Genomic DNA, 26,102 nt, shown 5'->3' on the forward strand with positions numbered 1-26,102 from the left:
TTTTTATTTACCCCTCTATTTTTCCATATCAAATTATTCCCCTTACTGTTTTTGATTCATTACTAACTTCTCATTCTGCAAACTGCATTGCAATTTGAGAATCCACTTTACTATCGAGATTTAAAAACATAAAAGAAAGCATAACCATTTGAAAATATTAATAAAAAAAAGTGGCACAGTTACTGCTCTATTCATAATACAAACACAAAAGGACATTTCCTTAGGAGCTTATTATGGAACTACATCAATTTGAATCAAATGCAGAAACATTAATTTTGTCCGTTCAAGGTGATATGGATGCGATTGGTTGTCGAGATATTCAACCTGCGATTGACGAAGTACTTCAACAAGAGCATCACCAAGTACAAATCGATCTCGCACAAGTCGCCTTTCTTGATTCATCAGGCATTGGAGCAATTGTTTATCTCTATAAACGCCTAATTGAAAAAGAACGCACCATGCAAATTCAAAATGCACACGGACAACCTTTAGAATTGCTAAAACTATTACGTATTGAAAATGCCATACCAGTAAATAATACAACCCACTAATATTAAAAATGAACCGTTGGACAGGGAGCATCATCATGAATAAACGACACTTATTCGGCCTTAGCTTAGGATTACTTGCACTGTCTGGTTGCACTTCATTTGCAGAGCCTGGAAAAGGTGGCGAAGCAGAAAACTATCCACAAGCGGCATTTTCTCCAGTGATGCCAGATCAACCTCTAGGTCCAGAGCACGGCTTACGGTTTGATTGGGAACTAGCCGCTCGTCATCTTGATATTCTCATATTAGAAAAAGCGGAATGGTGTTTTCCTGCTACCGTTCATCAAGCCAAACAAAATGAAGCTCGAATTGCTCGAGAACTAGAAGGAGGTTTACAACTGGATGCCGCGAATGATTTAGTCATTCAACGGAACCTATTAAAGCGTTTAGAACGACAGTTAGATTACGTAAAACGCCAAGAAACGTGCACACCACCCTCAGATTCCAACAATGGGAATTCAGATATTGCGTTAGCACAAACTATTTATGACTTACTAAATAGAGACAACCAGTTTGCATTTAACTCCGCTGAATTAAATCCTAAATACATAGTGAATTTATCAGAGGCCTCACAACTTCTTAATAAACATCAAGACTTCAAATTATTAGTCACAGGCCATGCTGACGCCATGGGTGAAGAAGATTTCAACCAAGATCTCGCTCTTAATAGAGCCAAACAGGTAAAACGCTACTTAAGTATTTTTGGTCTATCTTCTGATCGCATACATGTCGATTCTGTTGGCTCAAATGACCCATATCTAGCGGGCACAGAGCCTCACGTTAGACTAACCAACCGCCGAGTTACCATTGAATTACTACAATTAGATCAACCGTTAATGCTAGAAAACAACCACTCTAATGGAGGGAATTAAAATGCGTATTTTTCAAATAGTTTTGTTCATTTTAACGTTAAACACCTCTCTCCTAGCTGTTTCCAATGAAACGAACAATCATGTCAGAGTGGGTGATGTCATATCCATAATGCTACCAGGTGAGGACTCTCTAAATAAAGATTTTCAAGTCGATAAACAGGGACGCGTTATTTTACCTGAAGTAGGTCCTATTTTTGTGGCAGGAAAAACGGAAGCCCAAATGGTATCTAGCATCACATTAAGTCTTAAAACCATATTACAAGATCTCACTAATCTTCAGGTCTTTATTAGTAAACGTCAGCTAATCATCAATATTCAAGGTTATGTAAAACAGCCGGGGGAATACACTTTAGCGGATGGTGACTCTGTTCAACTCGCTCTTTATGCTGCCGGAGGCCTACGATCTGGCGCCCAATTAAATCGTTTACAACTTCGTCGAGCAGATAAAGTTACCACCTTTAACTACAAAGCCTTTTTAGATTCAGGTAACCAATCTCTTCTTCCTACGCTTCAATCATTGGATACCCTATTTATCCCCGCTTCTCCTATGGTAGGTAATATTGAACAAGAGTTTGATCCTGCAAAACTGTCTCAAGCCGGTGATGCTGCGGATGGAAAAAAAGCCATCAAAGTATTTGGTGAGGTGAATTCACCGGGGACATTCTCATATAAATCAGGGACCAATCTGGTTGATGTTCTTATGAGAGCTGGTGGCGTTACTCGTTATGCTGGTGTAGAGCAGATTCGAGTGATATCTAAAAATCAACCCGCTTTATTTAACCTTAAGCGCTATTTAGATACGGGAGACTCGAGCTTATTACCGCCACTCGAAGTGGGTTCAACTATTTTTGTCCCAAAACAAGAAGAAGAAATTAAATCTGGTTCAAACATGGTGTATGTCATGGGTGAGGTAGCAAAACCCGGTGCCTTTGAAGGAAAAAAAGGCGCAACTTTTATGGATATTTTAGCCAATGCCGGTGGCCCAACACGTTTTGCTGAATCTCGCCAGATCCGTGTAATAAAAGCCAACGGAGCTGTGATTAATTTTGATTTATCTGGATATACCGAAGGAACAAATTATATGCGTCCCCCTGCGATTGCAGCAGGAGATGCTATCTTTGTTCCTGAAAAAACCGACATGAACGAAAAGTCATGGTTAAAAATCGCGCCAAGCCGTGCCGTACGAGTACTAGGTGAAGTACAACATCCTGGTCGTATTGAATGGTCAGATGAAATGTCATTTCTTGATTTATTAGCGCATGTAGGCGGCCCAACATTACGCGGAGATACCACGCGAATTGAAATTGTTACCCCAGACGCCAGTGGCAAAAATCACGTTTATACGTTTAACCTAGATACCTTTATCTCAAAAGGTAAACCCGATTCAGCACTGCCTACCATTCGTGCAGGAGCGACCATTCGAGTTCATGATTTACCACAAGATCCATCAGATAATAAATCACAATGGGTACGCCAAAGCTCTGATAGCTCAATTTATGTCTTTGGTCAGGTCAATGCCGCAGGTCGTTACCGTTTTACCAACGACATGCACTTTTTAGACATTCTATCAGCCGCGGATGGACCAACAATGGATGCCGATATTCATAACATCCGTATTACTCATAGAGATAAAAGTTACGCACGAGTAAGTAAATTGAATCTGGCTTTATATTTTGAAACTGGTGATGAATCTCTACTACCAAAAGTGAAAACAGGCGACACCATTTACATCCCAGAAAAAAACCGTATTTGGGTAGATGAAAGTAAAGAAAGCACCATCCGAGTATTAGGTGCCATTAATAAACCCGGCCGTTACCGTTTTAATGATTCAATGACGCTACTCGACCTACTTGCCGAAGCTGGCGGGCCAAGTGATGTGGCTTACCTTGAAAAGATCAGTGTTGTAAATCACGCACTAGATGAAGGGCAAGCAAGAACCTTTGATCTTGTTAAATTTAGCCGTACTGCCGACTTTAGAAGCATTCCCGTACTCAGAGCTGGTGATACCGTCTATATTCCAAACAAAGACGAAAGCACTATGGAGCAAGTACGTGTTGTAATGAAAGATGTTTTCCAAGTGGTCGCAACCATCGCCTTAATAGGAGCACTATAATGAGAATTCCTTCGTGTCATATGGAAATAGAGCAGGTGTTTTTACAATTAGAAAAACACGAATGCCACTCACTGTGCATTACCTCCACTAACCCTGGCGAGGGGGTAAGCTCTCTTGCTCAAGCATTAACTGAAAGGCACTTACTTGCAGGTTATCGCACACTTTTGGTTGATTTAAACTTGCAAAATCCGAGTTTAACCGCCTTATCTTTAGATCTTACAATTAATAATAATGAGGCGGATACATCACATTGTTTAAGTTATATCGAGCATAATTCTCAAGTCGTTCTTGGCGTTCCTGTGCCACAAAACAAAGCACAAATAGTTGAGTTACGTCAGCCAAAAAAGTTAAGTGAGCAAATAAAAAAATGGCATGAAGAGTTCGACAAAATAATCATCGACAGCTCTGCCCTCTCTCAATTAAATGCCAATAACATCCCAGCACAAAGTATTGCAGGCTGCTGTGATGGCACCATAATGGTCGTGTTATCAGGACAAACATTACAGACCGAATTAAAAGAAGCATTAACATCATTAGACAATCATCACGCGAACCTCATCGGTCACGTTTTCAATGATAAATATCAACCTCGACTAAAAAATGAAATTTGCAGAAAAATTGAGCGACTACGCTTTCTTCCCAAGATAATAACCAACAAGCTAATTACTTTTGTTCAAAATAATCGATTCTTATCTACCGTGGTGTAATTATGACTGACGCTATTTTACTTTTTGAAAATACCCAACCAACTTCACTAGAGTCAGTTAGAGTGCTGCGTCAATCGCTGTCTAAAATACTTGATCAATTAGATCTACAACAAACATTCAAACACCAATGTTTACTTTGTTTTTCTGAGTGGAGCACCAACCTTGTGCTTCATCCTAATAAGCCAAGCCTATACCTTACCGTCGCCTTAAAAAAAACCAAAACTCATTGGCAACTGAGTGTCACAGATGATGGCGAAGCTTGGGATCCAACCTTAAAAGAAAAACAGAATGACATTGGTGACTTTTCATTAAAATGCAATGGTCGTGGCATTGATATCATTCAAAGCCAAACGGATAATATTAGTTACCACAGCACTGAAAAAGAAAATGTATTTACCATGAGATGGAGTCGCGAAGGAGAGCAAAGACGACCTCGCCTTCTTATCGTAGAAGATGACGCTATCCAATGTAAGCTATACCAAGCTTATCTTCGCGATCAGTTTCATGTCGTGATTAAAACGAATGGGGAAGAAGCCCTAAACTTCCTCAAAAATGAAACAGTTGATTTGATAATTTCAGACATTCAAATGCCAAAAATGGGCGGATTAGAGTTAAGACAACGCTTAGAATCAGAAAATACCTTTTCTATTCCCTTTATCTTTTTATCTCGCCTGCAAGATAACAATACTTTAATGGATGCCGCCGATCTTGGTATTGATGATTATCTAGAAAAGCCGATTAAAAAAGAAACCTTAATCCGTTCAATATCGCGAGTACTTGCTCGATTTAATCAAGTGTATCGTTCACTTTCACAGCAAGTAAATCAAAAAATAACACACACGTTATTACCGCAAGTAACGCTTAATTCTTCCGACTGGAAACTAGCAATAAGACAAAGAAATACAGGCCATGGTGGTGGCGATTTTGTATTATCAATGAGCGACGAAAACACCACTCAATTGCTGCTGGCTGATGTTATGGGCCATGATGAAAGTGCTAAGTTTTTTGCTTACGCTTATGCCGGTTACATTAGAGGCTTGATGCAAAGCACCAAACGAAGCCAACCAGCTCAATTACTCTCTGTATTGTCAGATAATGCCTTTAACGATCAACTGCTATCTCAAACTATGTTGACCAGTTGCTGTGTCAGCCTGACAAGTGAGTCCTCCGTGAAAATGAGCAGCGCCGGACACCCTGCTCCGCTTCATATTAAAAAATCAGGTCCAATCTCTCAAGCAACCCTAACCACAATATCAACCGAGGGGACCTTGCTTGGTTTACTGCCTCATACCCAATACAAAGAAACAGAAATTACTCTACAAAAAGGCGAGCGACTTGCTCTATTTACCGATGGATTATTTGAATCCGGAAACTCAATATCAGAACGAGAAACATTAGAAAAAGCCATTAAAGAACAGCTTATTAATACGATTAATTTACCTTTAGAGACCGCTATTGAAACCGTAATGCAGACTTTCGATTCACTGGCAGGTACACCACCCAACGATGACGCTTTATTACTTATCATTGAAAAGCAATAGCTCGGTATGCACTAATTGTAAACACGTAAGGTCAAGGAGTTTATTATGACATTCAGACTTAAAACCATCATTAGTATTACGATTATTCAGAGCCTTATGTTACTGGTTTTAGTCTTTAGCTCTGTCAAATTTCTCTCTGATTCTAGTGAGCAACAGCTGCTTACCCGATCATCTGCCACTCTACATATGTTCACCAAAGCCATAAAAGAGCCCTTAAATTCAGGTGATAAGAAAGCCATAACAACGTTAATGAATGATCTCATCGCTCTTGGCAAAATTTGTTATGTGAAAATATACGACGCTAACGGAGATCTTATTACAAAAGGAGGCCCTAAATTACACGAGATCCCAAATCCGGACAGCCCAATTTTACACAATGCTTCAGATGGTAGTTATGACATTCAAGCTGTAATAAAGAATGGAGATATACCTCTTGGTAAAGTCGAAGTTGGGTTTGGTACTCATGGAATGAACACCTTTTTAGCTAAATCAAAATCGTGGATATATACGATTGCATCTATTGAGTTAATCTTCGTTATTGGGCTCTCTTTTTTACTCGGAAATCTACTAACTCGTAATTTACAAAAATTAAAAATTGCCGTTAATACGGTAAAAGAAAAAGGTCCGGGTACACAAGTCGATATTAAATCAAGCAGAGACTTAGAAGAAATCGCGCAAGCCTTTAATTCAATGTCCTACAATCTTGAGCAAGGCTACCATGACTTACAAAAAGCAAAACAAGAAGCAGAAACAGCCAATGAAAGTAAAAGTCGATTCTTAGCATCAATGAGTCATGAGATCCGAACACCAATGAATTCAGTGCTCGGTATACTTGCCATTTTAAAAGAAAGTAAACTAAAGCCAAATCAGCAAGAACTGGTTGAGACCGCCACCGACTCTAGTGAACTTCTTTTATCAATAATTAATGATATTTTGGACTTTTCTCGAATGGAAGCGAACACCTTTTATTTGAGTAATCATACCTTCAATATCCATGAATGCTTGCAGCAAACTCTGCATAGTTTTCAAAACCAAGCGGACAAAAAACAACTGCAACTGTCGTTATCATTATCTGATAGTGTCCCTGAATACGTGAGCGGTGATGTAAATCGCTTGCGTCAAATTATGCTTAATCTCATCGGAAATAGCTTAAAATTTACCGATAGTGGCTTCATTCTTGTTACGGTTGATGTTCATCCTATTAATGACCGGCTTCAACTCACTTGTACCGTTAAAGACTCTGGCATAGGTATTAAAGCAGAACAATTAGAATCTCTATTTGAAGAGTTCACCATGGCAGACAACAGCTTCGCTCGTTTTCACGAAGGTTCAGGATTAGGATTAGCCATAACCAAACGACTTGTTAATCTAATGGATGGTGACATCAAGGTAAAAAGTGAGCATCAAAAAGGCAGTGAATTTACATACCAACTTATGCTTGATCTCTCAACAGCAGAAGAAATAGAAATAATACAAAATCATAAAAAACTACCACATACCTTGATCCCTAAAAGTACAAAAATACAAGCTCAGATACTTGTTGTGGAAGATAACCATGCCAACCAAATTGTTATAAAAAACACATTACATTATGCTGGTTACGAGATTGATATAGCGAATAATGGGAAAGAGGCGATCTCCATGAACCAAGAAAAAGCCTATGACTTGATTTTTATGGATATTTCTATGCCTGGGATGGATGGAATGATCGCCACAAAAAATATCAGATCACTCTCGAAAAAGCACAAAAAAATGCCTATCATAGCCTTAACAGCTCACGCACTTTCTGGGGATAAGGAACGATTTATTGATGCTGGAATGACAGATTATTTGTCTAAACCATTTAATAGAACCAAACTATTAGAGTGTATCCATCATTATTTATCGCGCGCCGAGCATGATGTAACAGAAGAAGGATCTAGTGTGCATAATATACAAAATGACAAGGCCCCTAACGAGCTAAAGTACATCGATGAAGATGTTATTCAACAAATCATCCGAGATACAGATGCGAGTGTCATGCCTGAATTGATTACGTTTTACATTATCGAATCAAAAGTACGAGTCGATACCATAAACAAAGCAGCAAAAGAAAAAGACCTCTACGCTCTCGAATTTGAAGCTCATACCTTGGGAAGTAGTGCGCTAACTCTCGGAAACATCGCTTTATCTGCAATTGCACGTGAAATTGAACTACATTGTATACAACAACAATTTGATGAAGCCCTTGAAAAAGCAGCATTATTGCCAGATATCGCCAGCAAATCATTTTTGGCATTAGAGAAACGAAATGCTCGAGGCTTCACAGAATAAAATTAAGCTAGCAGTATCATAAATAGATTGGATAATTAAAAATTGCTAGGAAAAACAGGATGTTGCTTATGCTACAAAAAGTACTATTAGTTGAAGATTCAACTTCTTTGGCCATTCTCTACAAGCAATACGTTAAAGATGAGCCCTATGACTTCTTTCATGTAACCACAGGCGGAGAAGCCATTGAATTTATGAAAAAGAATCCACCGCAGCTGGTGATTCTTGATCTAAAATTGCCTGACATGTCAGGGCAAGATGTACTTGCATGGATGAAAGAAAACCAATTACCTACCGCCGTTATCGTCGCAACAGCTCACGGTACCATTAATATTGCCGTGAATTTATTACAAAGTGGCGCTGATGATTTTATTGAAAAACCAATTCAAGCCGACCGACTCAAAACCTCTATTCGAAACCACCTTAAACAAGCAAAACTTGAAGGCTTAGTCGAAGATCTACAAAACACATTTAATCGAAAAAAATACCAAGGTTTTATTGGCTCAAGCCTTCCTATGCAAGCGGTTTACAAGATTATAGATGCTGTTGCCCCTACAACTGCCAGTGTCTTTATTTATGGTGAAAGTGGAACGGGTAAAGAAGTATGCGCTGAAGCTATTCATTATCAGAGTCAGCGTCATGATAAACCTTTTGTTGCCATTAACTGTGGCGCAATCCCTCGAGATCTGATGGAAAGTGAAATTTTTGGGCATGTAAAAGGGGCATTCACTGGTGCAACAACAGATCGAAAAGGGGCCGCCATGCTTGCCAATGGGGGAACACTCTTTTTAGATGAACTTTGCGAAATGGAATTGGAAATGCAGAAGAAATTACTGCGTTTTTTACAAACAGGTCGATTCACCCCACTAGGCGGAAGCAAAGAACTCAGTACCAATTTACGCATTATTTGTGCAACCAACCGTGACCCATTAACAGAGGTTAACGAAGGGCGATTTAGAGAAGATCTCTATTATCGTGTTCATGTTGTTCCTATTCAAATGCCACCACTGCGTGAGCGCGGAACAGACATTATCGATATTGCAGCTTTCTTCTTAAAAAAATACGCTAAAGAAGATAAGAAAAAATTTACAGCCATAAAGCGAGACGTAGAGCTGATACTTTGCAACTACCCATGGCCAGGCAATGTTCGACAATTGCAAAATATTATTCGTAATGTGGTGGTACTGCATAATGAAACTCACGTAACGGTTGAGCATCTACCACCACCACTTAATCAACCGATCACAAAACCGGCTGCTAAACCCCAATTAACAAGCACTCAGAAACCGGTAACACAACAACCTCAAACAACTTTTGAGAAAACGGTAGTTACAGCTCCAATTGAAGCGATTGAGGCAAGTCACCCTAGCAGCACAACAAGTACCAATTCAATTCGTCCAATGGCTGATATAGAAAGAGAAGTGATACAAAATGCCATTGATCACTGTGATGGTAACGTCCTTAATGCGGCAGTATTGCTTGAACTAAGTCCATCAACTTTATATCGAAAAAAACAAGCGTGGGAAGCTTATGAAGAGTCAGATTCATAATCAAAAAAATGAAATCTGGTTATTTCTAGATAGCCGAGATGTGGGTGGAATTGAATCCCACATCTTGCAACTTGCGCAGGGATTAAAGCAATTTCAACGATCTGTTCGGGTTATCTTTCTCTGTAAATATGAACAAAACCACCCACTCACCATAGCACTAAATAACGCGAATATTTCGTATCGTTTTTTAGATGGTAGATTACGTGATCTTTTAGATTACACTCGACATCATTGCCCTAGCGTTATCCACTCTCATGGGTACAAGGCCGCAATATACTCTCGATTACTACGCTTATCCTTACTGACATCTCATCAAAAAATACGATTTATTAATACCTTTCATGCTGGTGAGATTGGCAAAGGAAAGCTGGCCTTGTATGACATGTTCGACCGGTGGAGTGCGCCATTTAGTCATCATAATTTTTCGGTCAGTGAGCTAATAAACCAACGAATACCTACTCAAACTACGGTATTAAATAACTTTATTAATACCGAAGGTCTCAATCAGTCATCAGGTAATCAAATTGCGTTTGTGGGACGCCTAAGTCATGAAAAAGCTCCCGATAGATTCATCGAACTAGCAAAGAAACACCCTGATTACCCTTTTCATATTTACGGTTCAGGTCCGATGGGGCAAGAGCTGACAAAACACATTCCAAATAACGTAGTTTTTCATGGACATCAAGATTCAATGGACACCATTTGGAGTGATATTGGCTTACTGATTATCTGCTCTCGCTACGAGGGGCTACCGATGACTGCATTAGAGGCGATGGGAAGAGGAATACCGGTAATATCAACTCCTGTGGGTAATATGAGTAAACTCATACAGCCAGAAATGAATGGATGGATCGTCGAGCCAGAAGACTTATCTAAAACGCTCTCTCACTGGCTTGAGTTATCACCTATTAATAAAGTTGAAATCCAACACGCAGCCCAACAGACCATTGAAAAACAATTTTCTAGCAACACAGTTATACCGCAAATATTAAAAGTATATGAGGTATAACTATCAAATTTTTTTCCTAACTCTTTTCTCAAATTGATAAATAGATTCTCAATTTGAGAAAGCTAATCTATACACATAATAATTCCCTTTAAAAATCAACAAAATACTAATAATTACAATCTGGCACTGCCCTTGCTCTATCTCTTATATCAGAGAGAATACGAGGAAGGTGTGCTATGGAAAAAACAACAAAAACAACCTTACTGTTTGTTCATTATGGTGATGATTGGATCCGTGGTTCTGAAGTCTGCTTAATCAATCTAATTAAAAGCATTAATCACCAAAAATATAACTGCATTTTATGGTGTAACCAACAGCGCCTTGTTGATCAGGTTGAAAAGCAATTAAGTGCGAGTTATGTAACCCCCTTTACTTTATTACTTGGATGGCAAGCCCCTCGTTTCTCTTTCTTAAATTGGCACGATTTCTACCAACAAGGAAAAGAGATAATAAAGTTCCATCAGGTCGACTTAATTCACTGTAATAGCGCAGCTCCATGCCAGTGGATGAGTATGGTCGCTCGTCATACTAAAACGCCATTAGTTACCCACCTTCACACTCAATATCCATTGCGTGATCGCCTAAGTTTAGGCATTCATCTTAGTCCTAAATTGGTAACTGTCAGCAATGCGATTGGTCAAAGTTTATTACAAGATGGTTATGATGAAAATGGAATAACAATAATCCCAAATGGTATAAATACCAACAAACTAAATACTCAACAACCCACATTATTACGTGGCCAATTAAATATTGATAAGAGCGCCTTTGTTCTTGCTACCTCTGGATCACTAATTCATAGAAAAGGCGTTGATTTAATTATTGAAAGCCTAGATAAAGTTGATGCTGTCATGCTTAACATCCATCTCGTTATTATTGGCGAAGGGGAAGAAAGAGCCCGACTTGAACATCAAGCAGAACAACTGAATTTAAGCAACAATGTGCATTTTTTAGGGGAGAAATGCAATGTAGTCGGCCTATTAAAAAGCAACATTAACGCTTATATAAGTGGGGCAAGAGATGAAGCTTTTGGCTTAGCGTTAGTCGAGGCCTCATTAGCTCAATTACCCGTTATTGCACCTATGGTTGGTGGCATTCCAGAGGTGATCAGCCATTATGAAACAGGATTACTAACCCAACCAGAAGACAGTGATTCTTTTGCCAAAGCGATTATGGTGTTTATTCATAACCCTCACCTTGCTGAGCAGATGGGCAGAAAAGGAAAAGAAACCGTTTACCGCTATTTTTCTCTCTCACAATACACCAAACAATTTGAAGCTGTGTATGAAGAACAACTAAGCACAACAGCAACTACCCCCTATGCACGCCCATTAACACAAGCGCTTCACCCTGTATTCTCAAATCTAGCTTATATATCTAACCTATTAATTGGTAAGATTTTCTCTTCAAGTTCAAGTCCTAAAGATCTTCCTAAACAAGGAGACAAATCATGAATAAACCCAATCATATTTTAGTCCTTGACCCAATTACGTATGCAGGTGGTTCAAAAGTCGCCACTCGTGAAATGTTGGATTTACTTGATCGTAAAAATAACCGCATAACCATCTTAACGACGAACCCAAGCTCTTGGTTATTAAGAAATGTCGAAATTATTAAGATGACTCACCCTAATTGGCTACCAATTTCTGAGTATGGAAAAAGCTATTGGGCTAGACAGCTTTATTTCTGTTTTTGGTTACTATACACAAGACTATTTTACGGAAAAATTGATGTTGCCGTGGGAGCCTCTGGCCCTGGTATTGATATGCCTATTTATATTATGAAGTGGTTTTTAGGCTATCAAATTACGCAACTTATTCACGGTCCTGTTGGCTTATCTCGCTCTATTGGTTTATGCCTTTGCCATGCTGAGCATGTTTTTTATCTTCAAAGTACTTATCCCTCTTTGCTTGCTGCACTTAAGCAGGTATGGCGAAAAGAGAGCGCATCAGTCCAAATGGAAAGACAAGAACAATTACTGGCAACCCATCACTTTGAACCATTTGTTAATGGGATAGGTGAGAAAAACCGTCCTACACCATGTCAGTATCAATCACCACAGCTATTTTGGGCCGCTTCAATTTTAAAATGGAAAGGGTTGGATTTACTGTTAGAAACCATAGAGAACATTCCTACGAATGAGCGAATTCCAACAAATATCTGTTATTTAACCCCTGAAAACAATGCACTACCCACAACACAAGCCCCAAGACAGATTAAAAGTATTACTTGGCATCATCAGCCATCTAATCTAAATACGCTACGATCTGAAAGCAATATTTTTGTATCCACTAGTCATCAAGAACCTTTTGGACTTTCAATTTTAGAAGCGCTTATGGCTGGGATGTGTGTGGTAATCCCTTCTGATGGTGCGTTTTGGGATTTAATATTAACTCACAATAAAAATTGCCTTAAATACAAACCTAATGACATGAGCTCCTTACAGCATCAGCTATCAATAGCAAATGGTAATCTAAATCTCATTACACAATTAGGTCAATCAGGTGCACACCTATCTCAAGGCTATCAAGCAGAAAAGTGCTATTTACCAATTAAATTAGCCATGGAAAAACGCTCGATTACCTCACTGGCTTTAAATGAGGTGAAACAATGAAATTACTTTCTTTATCACCCGCATTAAAGAACATGGCACTTTATGGCAGCAGCATTGTATTAATGAAAGGGGTATCTCTTTTTATGCTGCCTTATATTGCTAATCACATATCTCAACATGAGCTAGGACGCTTAGAGTTATTATCAACCTTTGCAATGATATTAAGCGTAATTTTAGGATTATCGCTACATGAAGCACTGTATCGCTTTGCTGGTGCAGAGCAAGATCCACATCAAAAACGACGGATCACAGGTGAAATATTTACCCTTACTATGATTGTTGGTGCGATTGCTCTTCCTATCATTTGGTTATTAAGCCCCTTTATCAGTGAATGGAAACCAGAATACGCCGACACTATTGAGTTAGAACTACTATTAATGCCTCTGGCTTTTGAAGGTATGGTTGCCGTTGTTCTTGCTTCATTAAGAATGCGAGAAAAAGCCCAACTGTTCTTTTACTTAACCACTGGCCGCGCTTTGCTTCAAGCTGTATTAACCGTAATTGTGCTTTATCAGGGTTATGGCGTTACTGCTATTCTATTCGCTGGTTTTATCAGTGCTGCTCTGCAAGTCGTTGTACTTGTCTATCTACAAACCAAACAGAACAAAAAAGTACATGGCACTAGTTATCTATTTAACAAAGAAATGATGACTCTTTGTATTCCTTACTGCTTACCTCTAATGGCCAGTGGCTTAGTCGCTTTTGGATTAAATGGATTTGAGCGATGGATATTAGCTGAGAACACAAGCTTTTCTGATCTTGCTCTGTATGCTGTTGCCCTAAAATTTGCCTTAGCATTAACCTTATTAATGCAGCCCTTTTGTATGTGGTGGATGCCTAAACGTTTTGACTATTTGCAATCACGCGGAAAAGCAATTACCGCTAAAATGACCCAAAGCAGCCTTGTTTTACTGTGCGGGTTAACCGTTTTAGTTTGCTACTTGGCTCCAGTATTAATTGAGTGGTTAATGCCAGCAAGCTATCAACAAGCCAAAAACATCGCCGTTGCCTTGATCATCGTTTCAGCAATTAAGGAATTAAACGAATTAATCAACCTTGGTGCATTAGCTGAGAAACAGACTAAAAAGTTATTATGGATTAACAGTTTTGCCACAGGGCTTGGCATGATTGCTATTCTAGTTCTTACACCTATTTACGGCGTGAATGGCGTGAATGGCGTCATTACCTCCCTAATCTTAGCTCAAACAATGCGAGTAATACTCACCTTTATACTCTCTCAGAGCGCTCATCCATTACCTTACTCGTTGGGAAAATTAAGCGTGCTATTACTAATTACCAGTGTGTCCATTGCGCTAAGTCTTTCTTCATTTTCTGTTGGTATTCAGTTAATGATGGCGGGACTCTGCACCACCTCAGTGGTTATTTTTGCTTCGCAATTACAATTAATTACTTTACCTAAGAATGAACAAGGTGAGAAATTCCTATGAATATGAATAACGCGCCACTTCAATCAAAACCGTTGCAATGGTTTACAGCGATCATCTGTTCACTGTTTGCCGGAGTATTATGGCGCTTATTTCCTCACCCTTCACTTGTGGTTGTTTTGGGGATTCTTCCTCTTGCTGTGCTTTATACACTCAATCGTCCCTTCTTAATGGTACTGTTCTTTGTGATATTTTCTTTTTTCCGTATTCACGAAGTCTTTCCTCAACTTTATAACTTAAAAATTCCCCTACTATTATCATTAGGTTCTTTGGCCGCTTTAGGCTGGCAAGTGGGAATAACTAAACAAATAAAGCTGTTTTGGTGCCGAGAATTTACCTTATTAAGCTGTTTTTTACTGCTCGTTATTCTTGGTATTGTGTTAGCGGGGAATCGCCCTATTGCTATTGAGTATTTCAAAAATATTTACTGGAAAATCATTTTAATGACATTCGCTATCGCTGTATTAGTGCGTAGCCCTCAGCAGCTTGCTTTTACTCTAAAAGCCATCACCATCGCAGGTGTCTTAGTCGGTATTGTCGCCATTCAAAACAAGTTAGGAGGTATTGGCTTAGTAGAAGAAACCCGAGTTACCATAGGTCGAGAGTTAGGATCTATGCTTGGTGATCCTAATGATCTTGCTCTTGTATTGATGTTCCCTACCTCATTTGCCGTTGGTTTATTGGTGACACATCAACTACCTTGGCATCAGCGTATGATTGGCTTTATCGCCATTCCCATTTTATTTTGGGCGGTGATGGCAACGCAAAGTCGAGGTGGGTTACTAGGTATGATCGCAGTCTTTGGGATCTATGGATTACAAAGAATAAAATCAAAAGTGCTATTAATGACGATAGCTGTCATTGCTGGTGGGATTTTATTTGTAGTTGCAGGGATCTCTGATAGATCATCAGGAGGCGCAGCAGAAGCAGGGGTTGATGCATCTGCAATGGGACGTTTATACGCATGGGAAGCCGCTTTTAAAATGGCGGTGAGCAACCCTATCACTGGCGTAGGTTTGGATAATTTTTATTCTAATTACTTTTATTACAGCCCTCATTGGGATGGGTTAAACCATGCAGTTCATAGTACTTGGTTTGGTGTACTTGCTGAAACAGGCTTCCTTGGGCTCAGCGTTTTTATTGCTTTAATCGTCGTTCTAATCAAAAGTGCCAATCGAACATTACAATCAGTAAAAGCAGTACAAGATAAAATCAATCCCGCCATTTATGCCAGTGCTCAATCTATATTTGCAGGCTTAATTGGTACCATAGTATCAGGCACTTTTTTAACTCAAGGTTTTAATTGGCCGATTTATATTTTAGCCGCTTTAGTGGTTGCAGTGACTAAAACCAGTGAGATTGCGCTCAATAAAATAGAGATAGATATGAGAGAAAGCGAAATTCAAAACGATTCTCAAAATGAGAAAAACCAGTAAATTAAAAACACAAACCGATAACACACTGAAAAACAACCAGAAAATAATTGGCACAATCTATGAAACACTCTTTATAAGAGTTATCAAAAAAGGAATGCCATTATGAGTACATTATCTGTCTATCGCCTAAAGCAATGGCTAAAAAATGGTGAGAGCCCATTAGCAACAACGCTATTTCACATTGCTAAAGCCATTCGTCACTTTGAGCTACCAACACCTAAAATTCTTAATAAGCTCTTTTATGGGCTACATAAAACCATCATTACTCAATGGCAAGCTTTTACCCATCTTGTATTTTATGTTCCTGCATTTAAAGGGCGATTAAATAGCTATGGTAAACGCACACTGCTATACGGCGGCTTGCCCTTTTTTAGCGGCCCACTGACGATGACCATAGGTAATGATTGTCGCATCTCAGGGCAAACTACCTTTAGCGGTCGTACAAACTCAGCTAACCCTACTCTCACCGTAGGCGATAATGTCGATATTTGTTGGCAAACCACCATTGCAGTTGGTAATAAAGTGGTGATTGGCGATAACGTACGTATTGCGGGGCAAGGCTTCCTATGTGGCTACCCCGGACACCCAATTGATCCTACAGAACGAGCACGTGGTAAAGCCGATTTAGACAGCCAAGTCGGGAACATTATTTTAGAAAAAGACGTATGGCTTGGTTCTCGAGTTAGTATCATTGGTAATGTGACGGTGGGTGAAGGTACCATTGTTGCCTCTGGCAGCGTGGTAACCAAAAGTCTGCCCCCCTTTGTATTAGCTGGAGGAAACCCTGCAAAAGTTATTAAACCTCTAGATATAAGCTCTTCAATAACAACCTCAGGTACTAACAAAGAGGAAGTTAATTATGAAGCGTGATCTTATCGTTTTTGGCGAAGATTGGGGTGGTTTACCCTCTAGTACCCAACATTTAATTAAACAACTGTCACTGACTCGTAAAGTGATTTGGGTAAACTCGATTGGATTACGCCAACCTAATTGGTCTTTGCATGATATTAAACGAGTGTGGACTAAACTGACAAAAACCACCACAGACATCAAAGAAGAAAATCAATCGGCCCCTTTTCAAACCGTGAATTTAAAAACAATTCCAGCACCAAAAGGAAGGTTTACGCGTTGGGTAGCCAAGCAGCTAATTGTTCAGCAATTAAAACCGATTATAAAAAAAGCCCAGCTTCACCGTCCAATCTTATGGACTTCTCTTCCTACTGTTGCTGATATTTGTGGCAGTCTAGGTGAGTCAGGCATTGTGTATTACTGCGGAGATGATTTTGGTGCATTGGCTGGTGTTGATCATGACGTTGTTCTTCAACATGAACAAAAACTCATACAAAAATCAGACCTAATTCTCGCGGCGAGCCCAACGCTATGCCATAAATTTCCTGAAGAAAAAGTACAATTCTTACCTCATGGTGTCGATTTTACTTTATTTAACCAACCCGTTTTTAGAGCAAAAGATTTACCTAAAGATGGCAGGCCCATTGCTGGATTTTATGGCAGTTTATCCAAATGGCTCGACTATGAGTTAATTAATCAAATAACTGAAATCAATCCAGATTGGCATTTTGTTTTTATTGGACAAAATGAATTAGCTTATAACCCAATAACACCACGTGAAAATGTACATCTTATGGGACCAAAACCTCATAGCCAGTTGCCACGCTACAGTCAGCATTGGCAAGTAAGTCTATTGCCATTTGTCGATAACGAGCAAATAAGAGCCTGTAATCCACTTAAGCTTTTGGAATATCTAGCAACAGGAACACCCATTATCAGTACTGATTTTCCGGCGTTACGTCCTTATAAATCAGCGATTCACACTGTAAATTCAGTAGCCGAATTCAACTCAAGCTTAAACTCTATACAGCAAGAATGGCTAAAACAGAATAAAGAAGCACTTTATAAACGAACGCAGCAACAAACTAAACTCATCAAGTCACATACATGGCAAGCAAAAGCTAAGCAACTTGAGGCTTGGTTGGAGGCATTATGATCACATTAAGCCAACGTTTTCTTATTATGTTTGAATCAGCATGGCGTCGTCGCTATCTGATCGCTATTCCTATTTTACTGATGCCAATCATTGGATTAGTAATTGGTAAATTGGCACCAAAATATTACGACTCTCATACCAGTATGCTTATTCAAGAAACCGCAAAAATGAACCCTTTCCTTGAGGATTTAGCGGTATCAACCATGCTAAAAGAACGTTTAAGCTCACTACAAACCTTATTGCACAGCCGCCATATTTTAGGGCTAGTTGCTAAAGAAAGAGGCTATGTTCATGAATCAATGTCACCTCAAGCTATTGATAATGCCATTGCTCGCCTATCTGATAGTTTATCAGTCAACATGGCGGGGAAGGATTTAATCCGCATTGATTACCAATCTAACCAACCTGAAGGTATGAAAGAGACCTTAGAAGCCGTGAGCCGTCATTTTACTGAACAATTATTGGCTCCTGAGCGCTCATCAATGAAGGATTCAAGTCAATTCTTATCAGACAATATAGATCAACGTCGTAAAGAATTAGATCTCGCAGAAGGAAGACTTGCTGAATTTAAAAGCCGTGAAAATACCATTCTTCCTGAAATGCAAATCACCAGTTTAGATCGCTTAACCAAGCTCAAACAGCGTTTATATGAGCGTCAAGCAGAGCTTGCTGGTGCTGAAAAACGCTTAGGGTCTATTGACTTACAATTATCAAAAACTAATCCAGTTATCGGTAAAATAGAAGAACAAATCATTCGAATTCGTGGAGAGTTAACCCTACTTCAAGCCAAATACACCCCTCAGCACAGTAAAGTTCAGGGCAAATTAAGAAACCTGAATCGACTAGAAGAAGAACGAACTCGTCTGCTCTCTCAAACTCAACCAGGATTAAGTAGTGAGCAACTGTGGGATATTGCCAGCAGCAATAGTGTTGAAGATCTTGCCAAAGCGCCACCTATTTTGCTCTCTCAACTTGAGGAACTACAAAAGGCTACTAGTAAAGTCGATGCCTTAAGCGAAGAAACGCGAGTTCTCGAAAGCATGATCAAGGATATGGAAGTACAAGCATCGCAATTTGGTGAGAATGAAAAAGAGTTATACCAATTACAACGAGACTTAGTCTTAAAGCGAGAGCTATACAATGACTTAGTAGAGCGATTTGAAATGGCGAAATTAACTCGCTCTCTTGGTGTCTTTGAGCAAGAAAAACGAGTAAAAATAATAGATAGACCTTATACACCAAATAGTCCATCAAACTTACCTAATATACTTTTTGTTATTGCAGGATTAATTGGAGGTATTGGCCTTGGTATAGGAATGGCTGTTATTGCAGAGCTATGCGATACAACAATACGAAGAAGAGATGAGATACAACAACTTAGCGATGCCCCAGTGTTAAGTCGTATACCACCACAACCTGTTAAATGCTTTCACCTATTCCAAAATAAGCAATCCACTCTTGATCACTGTTATACGTCACGTCCATTTTCAAATTAATACGCTCTTTAGGTAAAATGGTATAACGGTAACCTACGCCAACAGCGGTTAACGTATCAGCCTCTTTAAAGGGCACTTTTTGGTATTTCTCACACCAGTTCTGTTGGCAATCATCAACTTGAACAAGTTGCTCGCCAAATACTTTACCTGCTCCTGCAATAGCAACCAAAATAGATTTATCTAACCATTGATAGCTGGTATTTTTGAAAGCATATCGGTATTCAAACTCAACATTGGCTAAATGAGAGGCAGTATAATCACCAACCACAAATCCTCTTTGAATTTCACGACCTTGGCGTCCATAAGTCGTGTAGGCACTGGTTGGTGCATTTTCAGCATCCAGTAAATAGCGTCCAACCCATTTCGTAGCTAAGATATGCTGCTCATTGTTATCTAAACTATAATAATGACGGTAGTCACCATACAACGACGAATAAGTGTTATCAGGGTCATTACCCATCCATTCGGCATGCTCTTCATAAACCAATTTCCACATCACACCATTATGCGGGTAATAATAATGATCTCTTGAATCCCACTTTATAGACGCACTTATGCCAACATCCGTTTGAAACTCAGCAGGTAAATCAACGGCAGCTAAAATAATACTATCCGCATTATCTTTACCAATGTAACGAGTTGACTTTATGTTAGAGCCTAATCCTACAAAGAAGTTTTTATGCAGCTTATAAAAAACATCACCATCAATCGATAACTCTTCATGAGCCGCATTTGCTTCAATTTGAAATGTCCCAGTGTCAAGAACATCAAAGGTCATATTGGTATGACTAAACTTAATTTCAGTGGAAGCCTGCAACACGTCATTCATTAAAATAAAATCCGTATTTATTTTTCCGATATAGCTGTCATTTTGCGTATAGATAAGAGATAGGGAAATAGAGGACGCTTCTGAGCTTGATTCATCAGGATAGAAAGCCCAAATAGGCATGACCGTGATCCCAGCATCAGTACTTGGGTCATAAAAAGGCATAACAACAAAGCGAAATTTATCTTCGCGTTCTGAGGCAGAAGTTGCTTCAATTGTCGGATCATCTACATCAGTATCCGCAGAAAATGCTAAGGACGATACTGATAAAGTAAGCGCACTTACTACAGTAGAAAACAACTTCATAAACTACCTTACTCCAGCCACATGATGGCACCATTTCTTCCATTTTTGGTTCGGATTCAAATAAACAGAATAACACTCACGTCTAATTTAATATTAAAAGTACAACGTGCTGACAGAATATACCGTATAGGCCTAACTATGTCATCTCTCATTTACCTATTTAGAGTAACCTCTCGCATGCTGTAACTTTCTTCTAAAATGCAAATTGGTAATTATTATATTAATTCTCAATTTGCAAAAAATAAAAAATGAAAACATAAACACTTGATTAAAAAGGTTAATGTTTATGGCACGAACTCTGCAACTTCATAACTAAACGATAAAGGAGTTTATTATGAAGACCATTATTCATGTCGTACAACACCTCTCTCCTGGAGGATTAGAAACCATGGTATTAGATATGTTGACCTTTTCTAATCCCAATCATCGCATCATGGTAGTTAGCTTAGAAGGACAACTCCTTAATACAATTAAGAACTGGCCACGACTGGTTCAATATCAAGACCAAGTGATTTGTCTAGATAAACCCGCAGGGATATCAATGAAGACAGTCAAACAACTGATGAATATCTTTGAACGCTATGACGTTGATATCGTTCATTCACACCATATTGGCCCAATGTTCTATTCAGGCTTGGCTGCAAAAATGAGTAATAAAGTCCAACATATTCATACTGAACATGACGCTTGGCATTTAAATGAAAAAAAAGATCGTTATATACAAAAATTAATCCTTTTTTTATCGAAGCCTATACTCGTTGCTGACGCTAATTTCGTTAAAAAAGCCTTAAATAAGATCTTTTTAAACTATCCTATTTATACGATAAAAAATGGTATTGACCCTTATAAATTTAATATTGGGAATAAGAAAATCGCTAGAAAAGCACTCGGTATAAATTTACCCAGTAACGCTATTATTATTGGTAATGCAGCCCGCCTAGAAGAAGTAAAAGGCCAGCCAAATCTTATAGAAGCCATGATTTTTCTTGATAAAAAATATCATTTATTTCTTGCTGGCTCTGGGTCACAAAAAGAGTATTTAAAAAACTTAGTTACCCAGTACAAATTAGAAGACAGAGTACATTTTCTAGGACACATCGATCACATGCCGACATTTTATCAGGCACTAGATGTGTTTTGTTTGCCCTCAAATAATGAAGGTTTCCCGCTATCGACTCTAGAAGCTCAATCATGCGGTATACCTTGTGTTGCTCATAATGTAGGAGGAGTTTCAGAAACACTGTGTCCTAAATACAGTCAATTGGTAAACAGTAACTTACCCATTGCATTAACGTCTGCAATTATTAGCATTACGGCTCTCCCTAAAACAGGCAGCCCAAGGGATTATATTTTAAATAATAACCATGCAAAATCGATGGCAACGGCGTATGAAAATCTCTATTTTCCAGGAGTAACTATATGAATAATATCCTTATTATAATAACCTCTATCAGTATTATTGCCGTGGTATACCATCATGCGTTATACCCAATATTTTTACATTGGTTTTCAAAAAAACACCCTCAGCATGGTATAAAAATAACGCCAAGAGGATTCCATCAATCAAAAAAAGATCGTATTTTACCGACAGTTACTATGATTATTCCTGCTTATAATGAGCAAGAATGGATAGCTGATAAGATTAGAAATTTAGCATGTATTGATTACCCATCAGACAAACTAATAATCATTATCGCTTGTGACGGCTGTACAGATGATACGGTAACCATTGCGCATAATACAATTCAAGAAGCTATTTGCTCTGATGTACATATCGAGGTTCTCGTATTTGAAGATAATCAAGGAAAAGTCACCTTACTCAATCAATTAATACCTCAATATAATAGCGATATCATTGCCCTTAGTGATGTTTCTGCCCTGCTCTCTTACGACGCCTTATTAGTTGCAGCAAAGCACTTTGAAGACCCAAATATTGGTGTAGTTAATCCAACCTACCATTTATTAAAACCAAGCTCTGAAGGTGAAAAAAAATATTGGGAATACCAAACCAAAATTAAACAGCAAGAGGCGGCTCTAGGTTCAAGCTTGGGATCTCATGGTGCTTTTTATCTCTTTCGACATGAGCTATTTATTGCCTTGGATAAAGACACCATCAATGATGACTTTATCCTGCCAATGAAAATTGTCGAACAAGGTTATCAAGCAATTTATGACCCTAGCATTCGCGCATTAGAGCTCGAACGAGTTTTTCAAGATGAGGATTTTTCACGACGCCTAAGAATATCAGCTGGAAACCTTCAACAACTACTGCGATTATTTCCTTTATTCAGTCCCAAATACAAGGGCACTGCCTTTACTTTCTTATCAGGTAAAGGACTTAGATTTACCATGCCCTACTTTATGATAATGGCTTATATTGGCTCTGCATTATTGCTATCTAATCCATTATTTTTTATCGCGTTTATAGGGCAAACGCTTGGATATAGCTTAGGTTTTATGGGCTTCGTATTTCCTCGTATTTTCTCAAATAAATACTGCCAAGCCTTAACCTATCTCGTAATTGGACACACCGCGAATTTACTTGGCGGTCTTAATTACCTTTTCAATAAGCCGAAATCTTCTTGGACTCGCGTACATAAATAATAAAAGGAACTGATTATGATAGATTCTTATAACACCATTAACCAACCAATTATTCGCGCAAAACGAGTTTTTGATGTCAGCTTATCTTTAATTGGTTTGCTGCTTACTCTGCCGCTGTTTCCTTTTATTGCACTGGCTATCAAGCTGAACTCAAGAGGCCCTGTGTTTTATCGCCAACTACGAGTTGGTAAAGCAATGCCAGAACAAGTGCATGTTTTTGAAATGATTAAATTCAGAAGCATGGTAGAAGATGCAGAAGTAACAACAGGGGCAACGCTTGCGACTAAAGGTGATGCTAGAGTTACTCTTGTGGGCAAGTTTTTAAGAAAAACACGTTTGGATGAATTACCACAATTCTTTAATGTACTAAATGGCGATATGTCTCTTGTAGGCCCAAGACCCGAAAGACCCGCATTTTACAATAAACTAGAACAAGAGATCCCTTATTTTAGTGATCGTACATATGGTGTACTACCCGGAATTACAGGTCTTGCCCAGGTTAATCAAGGCTATGACACCTGTATAGAAGATGTCCGCTCAAAAGTAGGGTTTGATCATAGCTATGCCCTTTCTCTTCGGTCTATCTCTAGTTGGATTAAATCGGACACCTCTATTTTACTTATGACCATTAAAGTGATGCTGTTTGCTCGTGGTCAATAATGTTAAGTATGTTGTATTATTACTTAATCTAATGATTTATAAATAGTAAGACGTCGCAATATTAAAAATGAGACTCATAACCCCAGTATTAAGCTGCTACTATAAATGCTTTATTCGTTACTGGTTATTGGATGCCTTAAAAATGCAGAAGTCCCTGACATCTTCAATTGTCATTCCTAAAAAGATTCAGCAAGATTGGCAAAATATGCTTAGCGTACTTGCTGAACTGACGCAGGTACCTGTAGCTCTTGTTATGCGTATTAATGAACAGGATATGGAAGTATTCTCTGCTAATACCTCATTAGATAATCCATATTCTATTGGGGATAAAGAAGCATTACACCAGAACTTATATTGCGAACATACCATTAAACACCGTCAAAAATTAATAATTTCAAATGCATTAAAAGATCCTGAATGGCAAGGTAATCCAGATCTTACCCATAACATGGTCGCTTATTGTGGACTGCCTATCTTCTGGCCAGACGATACCCCTTTTGGTACTGTCTGCATTCTTGATACTAAAGAAAATTCGTTTGATCCTGTATATCAAAACTTATTAGAAACCTATCAGAAATCTATCGAAGTACAGCTCAACATCTTATTTCAGCACACAGAATTGCTCAATAATCATAAAAAACTACAATTAGAAATCGCAGAAAGTAATCAGAATATAAATGAAGTAAACAGAAAATTAGCGAATGAAATTGATTGCCGTCGAGCTGCAGAACAAAAAGTGGAATATCATAAAAATCATGATGTTGGCACTGGATTTCTCAATGCGGTTGCTTTATATCGCCACATGGATGCGCTAATCAATAATAATCAAAAGTTTGTTCTATTGCATATCCACTTTGCAAATAGTAGAACAATTCAACAAGAACATGGACACTCTGTTTTTGATCTTTTATTAACAGAGTATCGTTCTAAATTAACCAAAATAACGGATACCTCTGTTACTGGCCGCTTAGACTCTTCTGATATCCTATTAATTATTCATGCCGACAAAAGAAAGCTACCGCAGTTGTGCAAACATTTATCTGAAATTGGTAAAGCATGTTTTTTTAATAATGAAGACCAAATACACTTACAAAGCTACATCGGAGCTGTCCATTCTAAAGAAAATGTATCTCGAAACGACTTACTTAAATGTGCTTATAACACCGTAATAGAGTGCCAGAATTTAGGTAAGACATTTACGATTTCAGGTAGCTCTCTTCCCCTTAAATCAAGTTTATCTGAACATAAAATTGAAGCCTATTTACTCGAAGCCGTTCGTAATAATGATCTCTTCTTAAGCTACCAGCCTAAAGTGTGTCCTTATACAAAACGTTGGCTAGGCAGTGAAGCATTATTACGTTGGAATCATCCTCATCTAGGCGCTATTTCTAATGAAGTTTTGATCCAGCTTGCTGAACGTAATGGCCTCATTTATGAGTTGGGGAATTTTGCGCTAAGAAATGCGATTCAACAGACCTCTGAATGGATAATTAATTCTCCAAACTTAATCACCGCCGTTAATATTTCTGCCGTTCAATTAAAAGACCCGCACTTTGTACAACATGTTCAACAACTTTTAGAGCTCTACCAACTGCCTCCTAAAAATTTAGAATTAGAAGTGACTGAGAGTGGACTCATTGCTGACGAAGATCTAGCGATTAAAACATTAAACAAACTTCATGACATGGGTATATCGATTGCCCTTGATGATTTTGGAACAGGTTATGCCTCTTTCCAATATCTCAAAAAATACCCTTTTGATACGTTAAAAATCGATAAAAGTTTTATTGAAAATGTTGAGCATTGTACTGACGATCAAAACATTGTTTGCGCCATGATTAATATTGCAAAAAAACTAAAGTTAAAAGTCGTAGCAGAGGGCGTTGAAAATCATAACCAAGAACGATTTGTTACGCTTGAAGGCGTCGACTCTATTCAAGGTTATCTATATTCAAAACCCATTAGTGCTGATAAATTTGAAGAAGGTCTGTTCAATCAATCTTCAATCGGAACTCCCTATTTTCAATTTATGTAGGTGAATTTTAGTATTTCTAGGTACA

The 26,102-nt window shown here is 38.5% G+C and carries 20 protein-coding genes; 19 read left to right on the top strand and 1 reads right to left on the bottom strand.

Annotated elements, in window-relative coordinates:
- Positions 1 to 233: 233 nt before the first annotated feature.
- From ED622_RS01560 to ED622_RS01630, 15 genes are all read left to right on the top strand, one after another.
- The gene (locus tag ED622_RS01560; RefSeq protein ID WP_122032213.1) at positions 234 to 551 is read left to right on the top strand and encodes an STAS domain-containing protein; all 318 of its coding nucleotides are present in this window, start codon (positions 234 to 236) and stop codon (positions 549 to 551) included.
- A 35-nt stretch (positions 552 to 586) separates the two neighbouring features.
- On the top strand, positions 587 to 1,420 hold the full coding sequence (locus ED622_RS01565) for an OmpA family protein (RefSeq protein WP_122032214.1): 834 nt from the start codon (positions 587 to 589) through the stop codon (positions 1,418 to 1,420).
- 1 nt (position 1,421) lies between these two features.
- Positions 1,422 to 3,533, top strand: coding sequence for an SLBB domain-containing protein (locus tag ED622_RS01570; protein ID WP_122032215.1), 2,112 nt, complete (start codon positions 1,422 to 1,424; stop codon positions 3,531 to 3,533).
- Complete coding sequence (locus ED622_RS01575) at positions 3,533 to 4,240, top strand: CpsD/CapB family tyrosine-protein kinase (protein WP_122032216.1); 708 nt, start codon at positions 3,533 to 3,535, stop codon at positions 4,238 to 4,240. The genes ED622_RS01570 and ED622_RS01575 overlap by 1 nt, the downstream gene beginning before the upstream one ends.
- A gap of 2 nt (positions 4,241 to 4,242) precedes the next feature.
- Positions 4,243 to 5,781, top strand: a complete 1,539-nt coding sequence (locus ED622_RS01580) for a SpoIIE family protein phosphatase (RefSeq protein ID WP_122032217.1) — start codon at positions 4,243 to 4,245, stop codon at positions 5,779 to 5,781.
- 45 nt (positions 5,782 to 5,826) lie between these two features.
- Positions 5,827 to 8,094, top strand: coding sequence for a response regulator (locus ED622_RS01585; protein ID WP_122032218.1), 2,268 nt, complete (start codon positions 5,827 to 5,829; stop codon positions 8,092 to 8,094).
- Positions 8,095 to 8,162: 68 nt separating this feature from the next.
- A complete protein-coding gene (locus ED622_RS01590) occupies positions 8,163 to 9,641 on the top strand; it encodes a sigma-54 dependent transcriptional regulator (RefSeq protein ID WP_122032821.1) in 1,479 nt (492 codons plus the stop codon).
- Positions 9,622 to 10,650 carry a glycosyltransferase family 4 protein gene (locus tag ED622_RS01595; RefSeq protein ID WP_371413417.1) on the top strand — a complete coding sequence of 343 codons (1,029 nt, stop codon included), beginning with the start codon at positions 9,622 to 9,624 and terminating at the stop codon, positions 10,648 to 10,650. The genes ED622_RS01590 and ED622_RS01595 overlap by 20 nt, the downstream gene beginning before the upstream one ends.
- Positions 10,651 to 10,826: 176 nt before the next feature.
- Positions 10,827 to 12,104: a glycosyltransferase family 4 protein gene (locus ED622_RS01600; RefSeq protein ID WP_122032219.1), complete on the top strand. Its 1,278-nt coding sequence runs from the start codon at positions 10,827 to 10,829 to the stop codon at positions 12,102 to 12,104.
- Positions 12,101 to 13,264, top strand: a complete 1,164-nt coding sequence (locus tag ED622_RS01605; RefSeq protein ID WP_122032220.1) for a glycosyltransferase family 4 protein — start codon at positions 12,101 to 12,103, stop codon at positions 13,262 to 13,264. The genes ED622_RS01600 and ED622_RS01605 overlap by 4 nt, the downstream gene beginning before the upstream one ends.
- Entirely contained in the window at positions 13,261 to 14,712 is a 1,452-nt protein-coding gene (locus ED622_RS01610) for a lipopolysaccharide biosynthesis protein (protein WP_122032221.1), read from the top strand. Before ED622_RS01605 ends, ED622_RS01610 begins: the two co-directional genes overlap by 4 nt.
- Positions 14,709 to 16,145, top strand: coding sequence for an O-antigen ligase (locus ED622_RS01615; RefSeq protein WP_122032222.1), 1,437 nt, complete (start codon positions 14,709 to 14,711; stop codon positions 16,143 to 16,145). The genes ED622_RS01610 and ED622_RS01615 overlap by 4 nt, the downstream gene beginning before the upstream one ends.
- 102 nt (positions 16,146 to 16,247) lie before the next feature.
- On the top strand, positions 16,248 to 17,015 hold the full coding sequence (locus ED622_RS01620) for an acyltransferase (protein ID WP_122032223.1): 768 nt from the start codon (positions 16,248 to 16,250) through the stop codon (positions 17,013 to 17,015).
- Positions 17,005 to 18,150 (top strand): glycosyltransferase, encoded by a 1,146-nt coding sequence (locus ED622_RS01625; RefSeq protein WP_122032224.1) that lies wholly within the window; start codon positions 17,005 to 17,007, stop codon positions 18,148 to 18,150. Before ED622_RS01620 ends, ED622_RS01625 begins: the two co-directional genes overlap by 11 nt.
- Positions 18,147 to 19,646 carry a chain-length determining protein gene (locus ED622_RS01630; RefSeq protein WP_122032225.1) on the top strand — a complete coding sequence of 500 codons (1,500 nt, stop codon included), beginning with the start codon at positions 18,147 to 18,149 and terminating at the stop codon, positions 19,644 to 19,646. Before ED622_RS01625 ends, ED622_RS01630 begins: the two co-directional genes overlap by 4 nt.
- On the opposite strand, the gene ED622_RS01635 is transcribed toward ED622_RS01630, so the two are convergent.
- The gene (locus tag ED622_RS01635; RefSeq protein ID WP_122032226.1) at positions 19,570 to 20,778 is read right to left on the bottom strand and encodes a BamA/TamA family outer membrane protein; all 1,209 of its coding nucleotides are present in this window, start codon (positions 20,776 to 20,778) and stop codon (positions 19,570 to 19,572) included. The two genes, ED622_RS01630 and ED622_RS01635, sit on opposite strands and share 77 nt — an antisense overlap.
- A 334-nt stretch (positions 20,779 to 21,112) precedes the next feature.
- On the opposite strand from ED622_RS01635, the gene ED622_RS01640 reads away from it, so the two are divergent.
- From ED622_RS01640 to ED622_RS01655, 4 genes are all read left to right on the top strand, one after another.
- The gene (locus tag ED622_RS01640; RefSeq protein ID WP_122032227.1) at positions 21,113 to 22,201 is read left to right on the top strand and encodes a glycosyltransferase; all 1,089 of its coding nucleotides are present in this window, start codon (positions 21,113 to 21,115) and stop codon (positions 22,199 to 22,201) included.
- On the top strand, positions 22,198 to 23,382 hold the full coding sequence (locus ED622_RS01645; RefSeq protein ID WP_122032228.1) for a glycosyltransferase family 2 protein: 1,185 nt from the start codon (positions 22,198 to 22,200) through the stop codon (positions 23,380 to 23,382). Before ED622_RS01640 ends, ED622_RS01645 begins: the two co-directional genes overlap by 4 nt.
- A gap of 15 nt (positions 23,383 to 23,397) precedes the next feature.
- The gene (locus ED622_RS01650) at positions 23,398 to 24,042 is read left to right on the top strand and encodes a sugar transferase (protein WP_122032229.1); all 645 of its coding nucleotides are present in this window, start codon (positions 23,398 to 23,400) and stop codon (positions 24,040 to 24,042) included.
- A gap of 142 nt (positions 24,043 to 24,184) precedes the next feature.
- Complete coding sequence (locus tag ED622_RS01655; RefSeq protein WP_122032230.1) at positions 24,185 to 26,077, top strand: EAL domain-containing protein; 1,893 nt, start codon at positions 24,185 to 24,187, stop codon at positions 26,075 to 26,077.
- Positions 26,078 to 26,102 lie beyond the last annotated feature (25 nt).

The organism is Aliivibrio sp. EL58 (assembly GCF_900312675.1).
Classification (GTDB): domain Bacteria; phylum Pseudomonadota; class Gammaproteobacteria; order Enterobacterales; family Vibrionaceae; genus Aliivibrio.

Coding starts and splice junctions, on each gene's coding strand:
- ED622_RS01560 (WP_122032213.1), top strand. CDS start 234: ATGGAACTACATCAATTTGAATCAAATGCAGAAACATTAATTTTGTCC.
- ED622_RS01565 (WP_122032214.1), top strand. CDS start 587: ATGAATAAACGACACTTATTCGGCCTTAGCTTAGGATTACTTGCACTG.
- ED622_RS01570 (WP_122032215.1), top strand. CDS start 1,422: ATGCGTATTTTTCAAATAGTTTTGTTCATTTTAACGTTAAACACCTCT.
- ED622_RS01575 (WP_122032216.1), top strand. CDS start 3,533: ATGAGAATTCCTTCGTGTCATATGGAAATAGAGCAGGTGTTTTTACAA.
- ED622_RS01580 (WP_122032217.1), top strand. CDS start 4,243: ATGACTGACGCTATTTTACTTTTTGAAAATACCCAACCAACTTCACTA.
- ED622_RS01585 (WP_122032218.1), top strand. CDS start 5,827: ATGACATTCAGACTTAAAACCATCATTAGTATTACGATTATTCAGAGC.
- ED622_RS01590 (WP_122032821.1), top strand. CDS start 8,163: ATGCTACAAAAAGTACTATTAGTTGAAGATTCAACTTCTTTGGCCATT.
- ED622_RS01595 (WP_371413417.1), top strand. CDS start 9,622: ATGAAGAGTCAGATTCATAATCAAAAAAATGAAATCTGGTTATTTCTA.
- ED622_RS01600 (WP_122032219.1), top strand. CDS start 10,827: ATGGAAAAAACAACAAAAACAACCTTACTGTTTGTTCATTATGGTGAT.
- ED622_RS01605 (WP_122032220.1), top strand. CDS start 12,101: ATGAATAAACCCAATCATATTTTAGTCCTTGACCCAATTACGTATGCA.
- ED622_RS01610 (WP_122032221.1), top strand. CDS start 13,261: ATGAAATTACTTTCTTTATCACCCGCATTAAAGAACATGGCACTTTAT.
- ED622_RS01615 (WP_122032222.1), top strand. CDS start 14,709: ATGAATATGAATAACGCGCCACTTCAATCAAAACCGTTGCAATGGTTT.
- ED622_RS01620 (WP_122032223.1), top strand. CDS start 16,248: ATGAGTACATTATCTGTCTATCGCCTAAAGCAATGGCTAAAAAATGGT.
- ED622_RS01625 (WP_122032224.1), top strand. CDS start 17,005: ATGAAGCGTGATCTTATCGTTTTTGGCGAAGATTGGGGTGGTTTACCC.
- ED622_RS01630 (WP_122032225.1), top strand. CDS start 18,147: ATGATCACATTAAGCCAACGTTTTCTTATTATGTTTGAATCAGCATGG.
- ED622_RS01635 (WP_122032226.1), bottom strand. CDS start 20,778: ATGAAGTTGTTTTCTACTGTAGTAAGTGCGCTTACTTTATCAGTATCG.
- ED622_RS01640 (WP_122032227.1), top strand. CDS start 21,113: ATGAAGACCATTATTCATGTCGTACAACACCTCTCTCCTGGAGGATTA.
- ED622_RS01645 (WP_122032228.1), top strand. CDS start 22,198: ATGAATAATATCCTTATTATAATAACCTCTATCAGTATTATTGCCGTG.
- ED622_RS01650 (WP_122032229.1), top strand. CDS start 23,398: ATGATAGATTCTTATAACACCATTAACCAACCAATTATTCGCGCAAAA.
- ED622_RS01655 (WP_122032230.1), top strand. CDS start 24,185: ATGCAGAAGTCCCTGACATCTTCAATTGTCATTCCTAAAAAGATTCAG.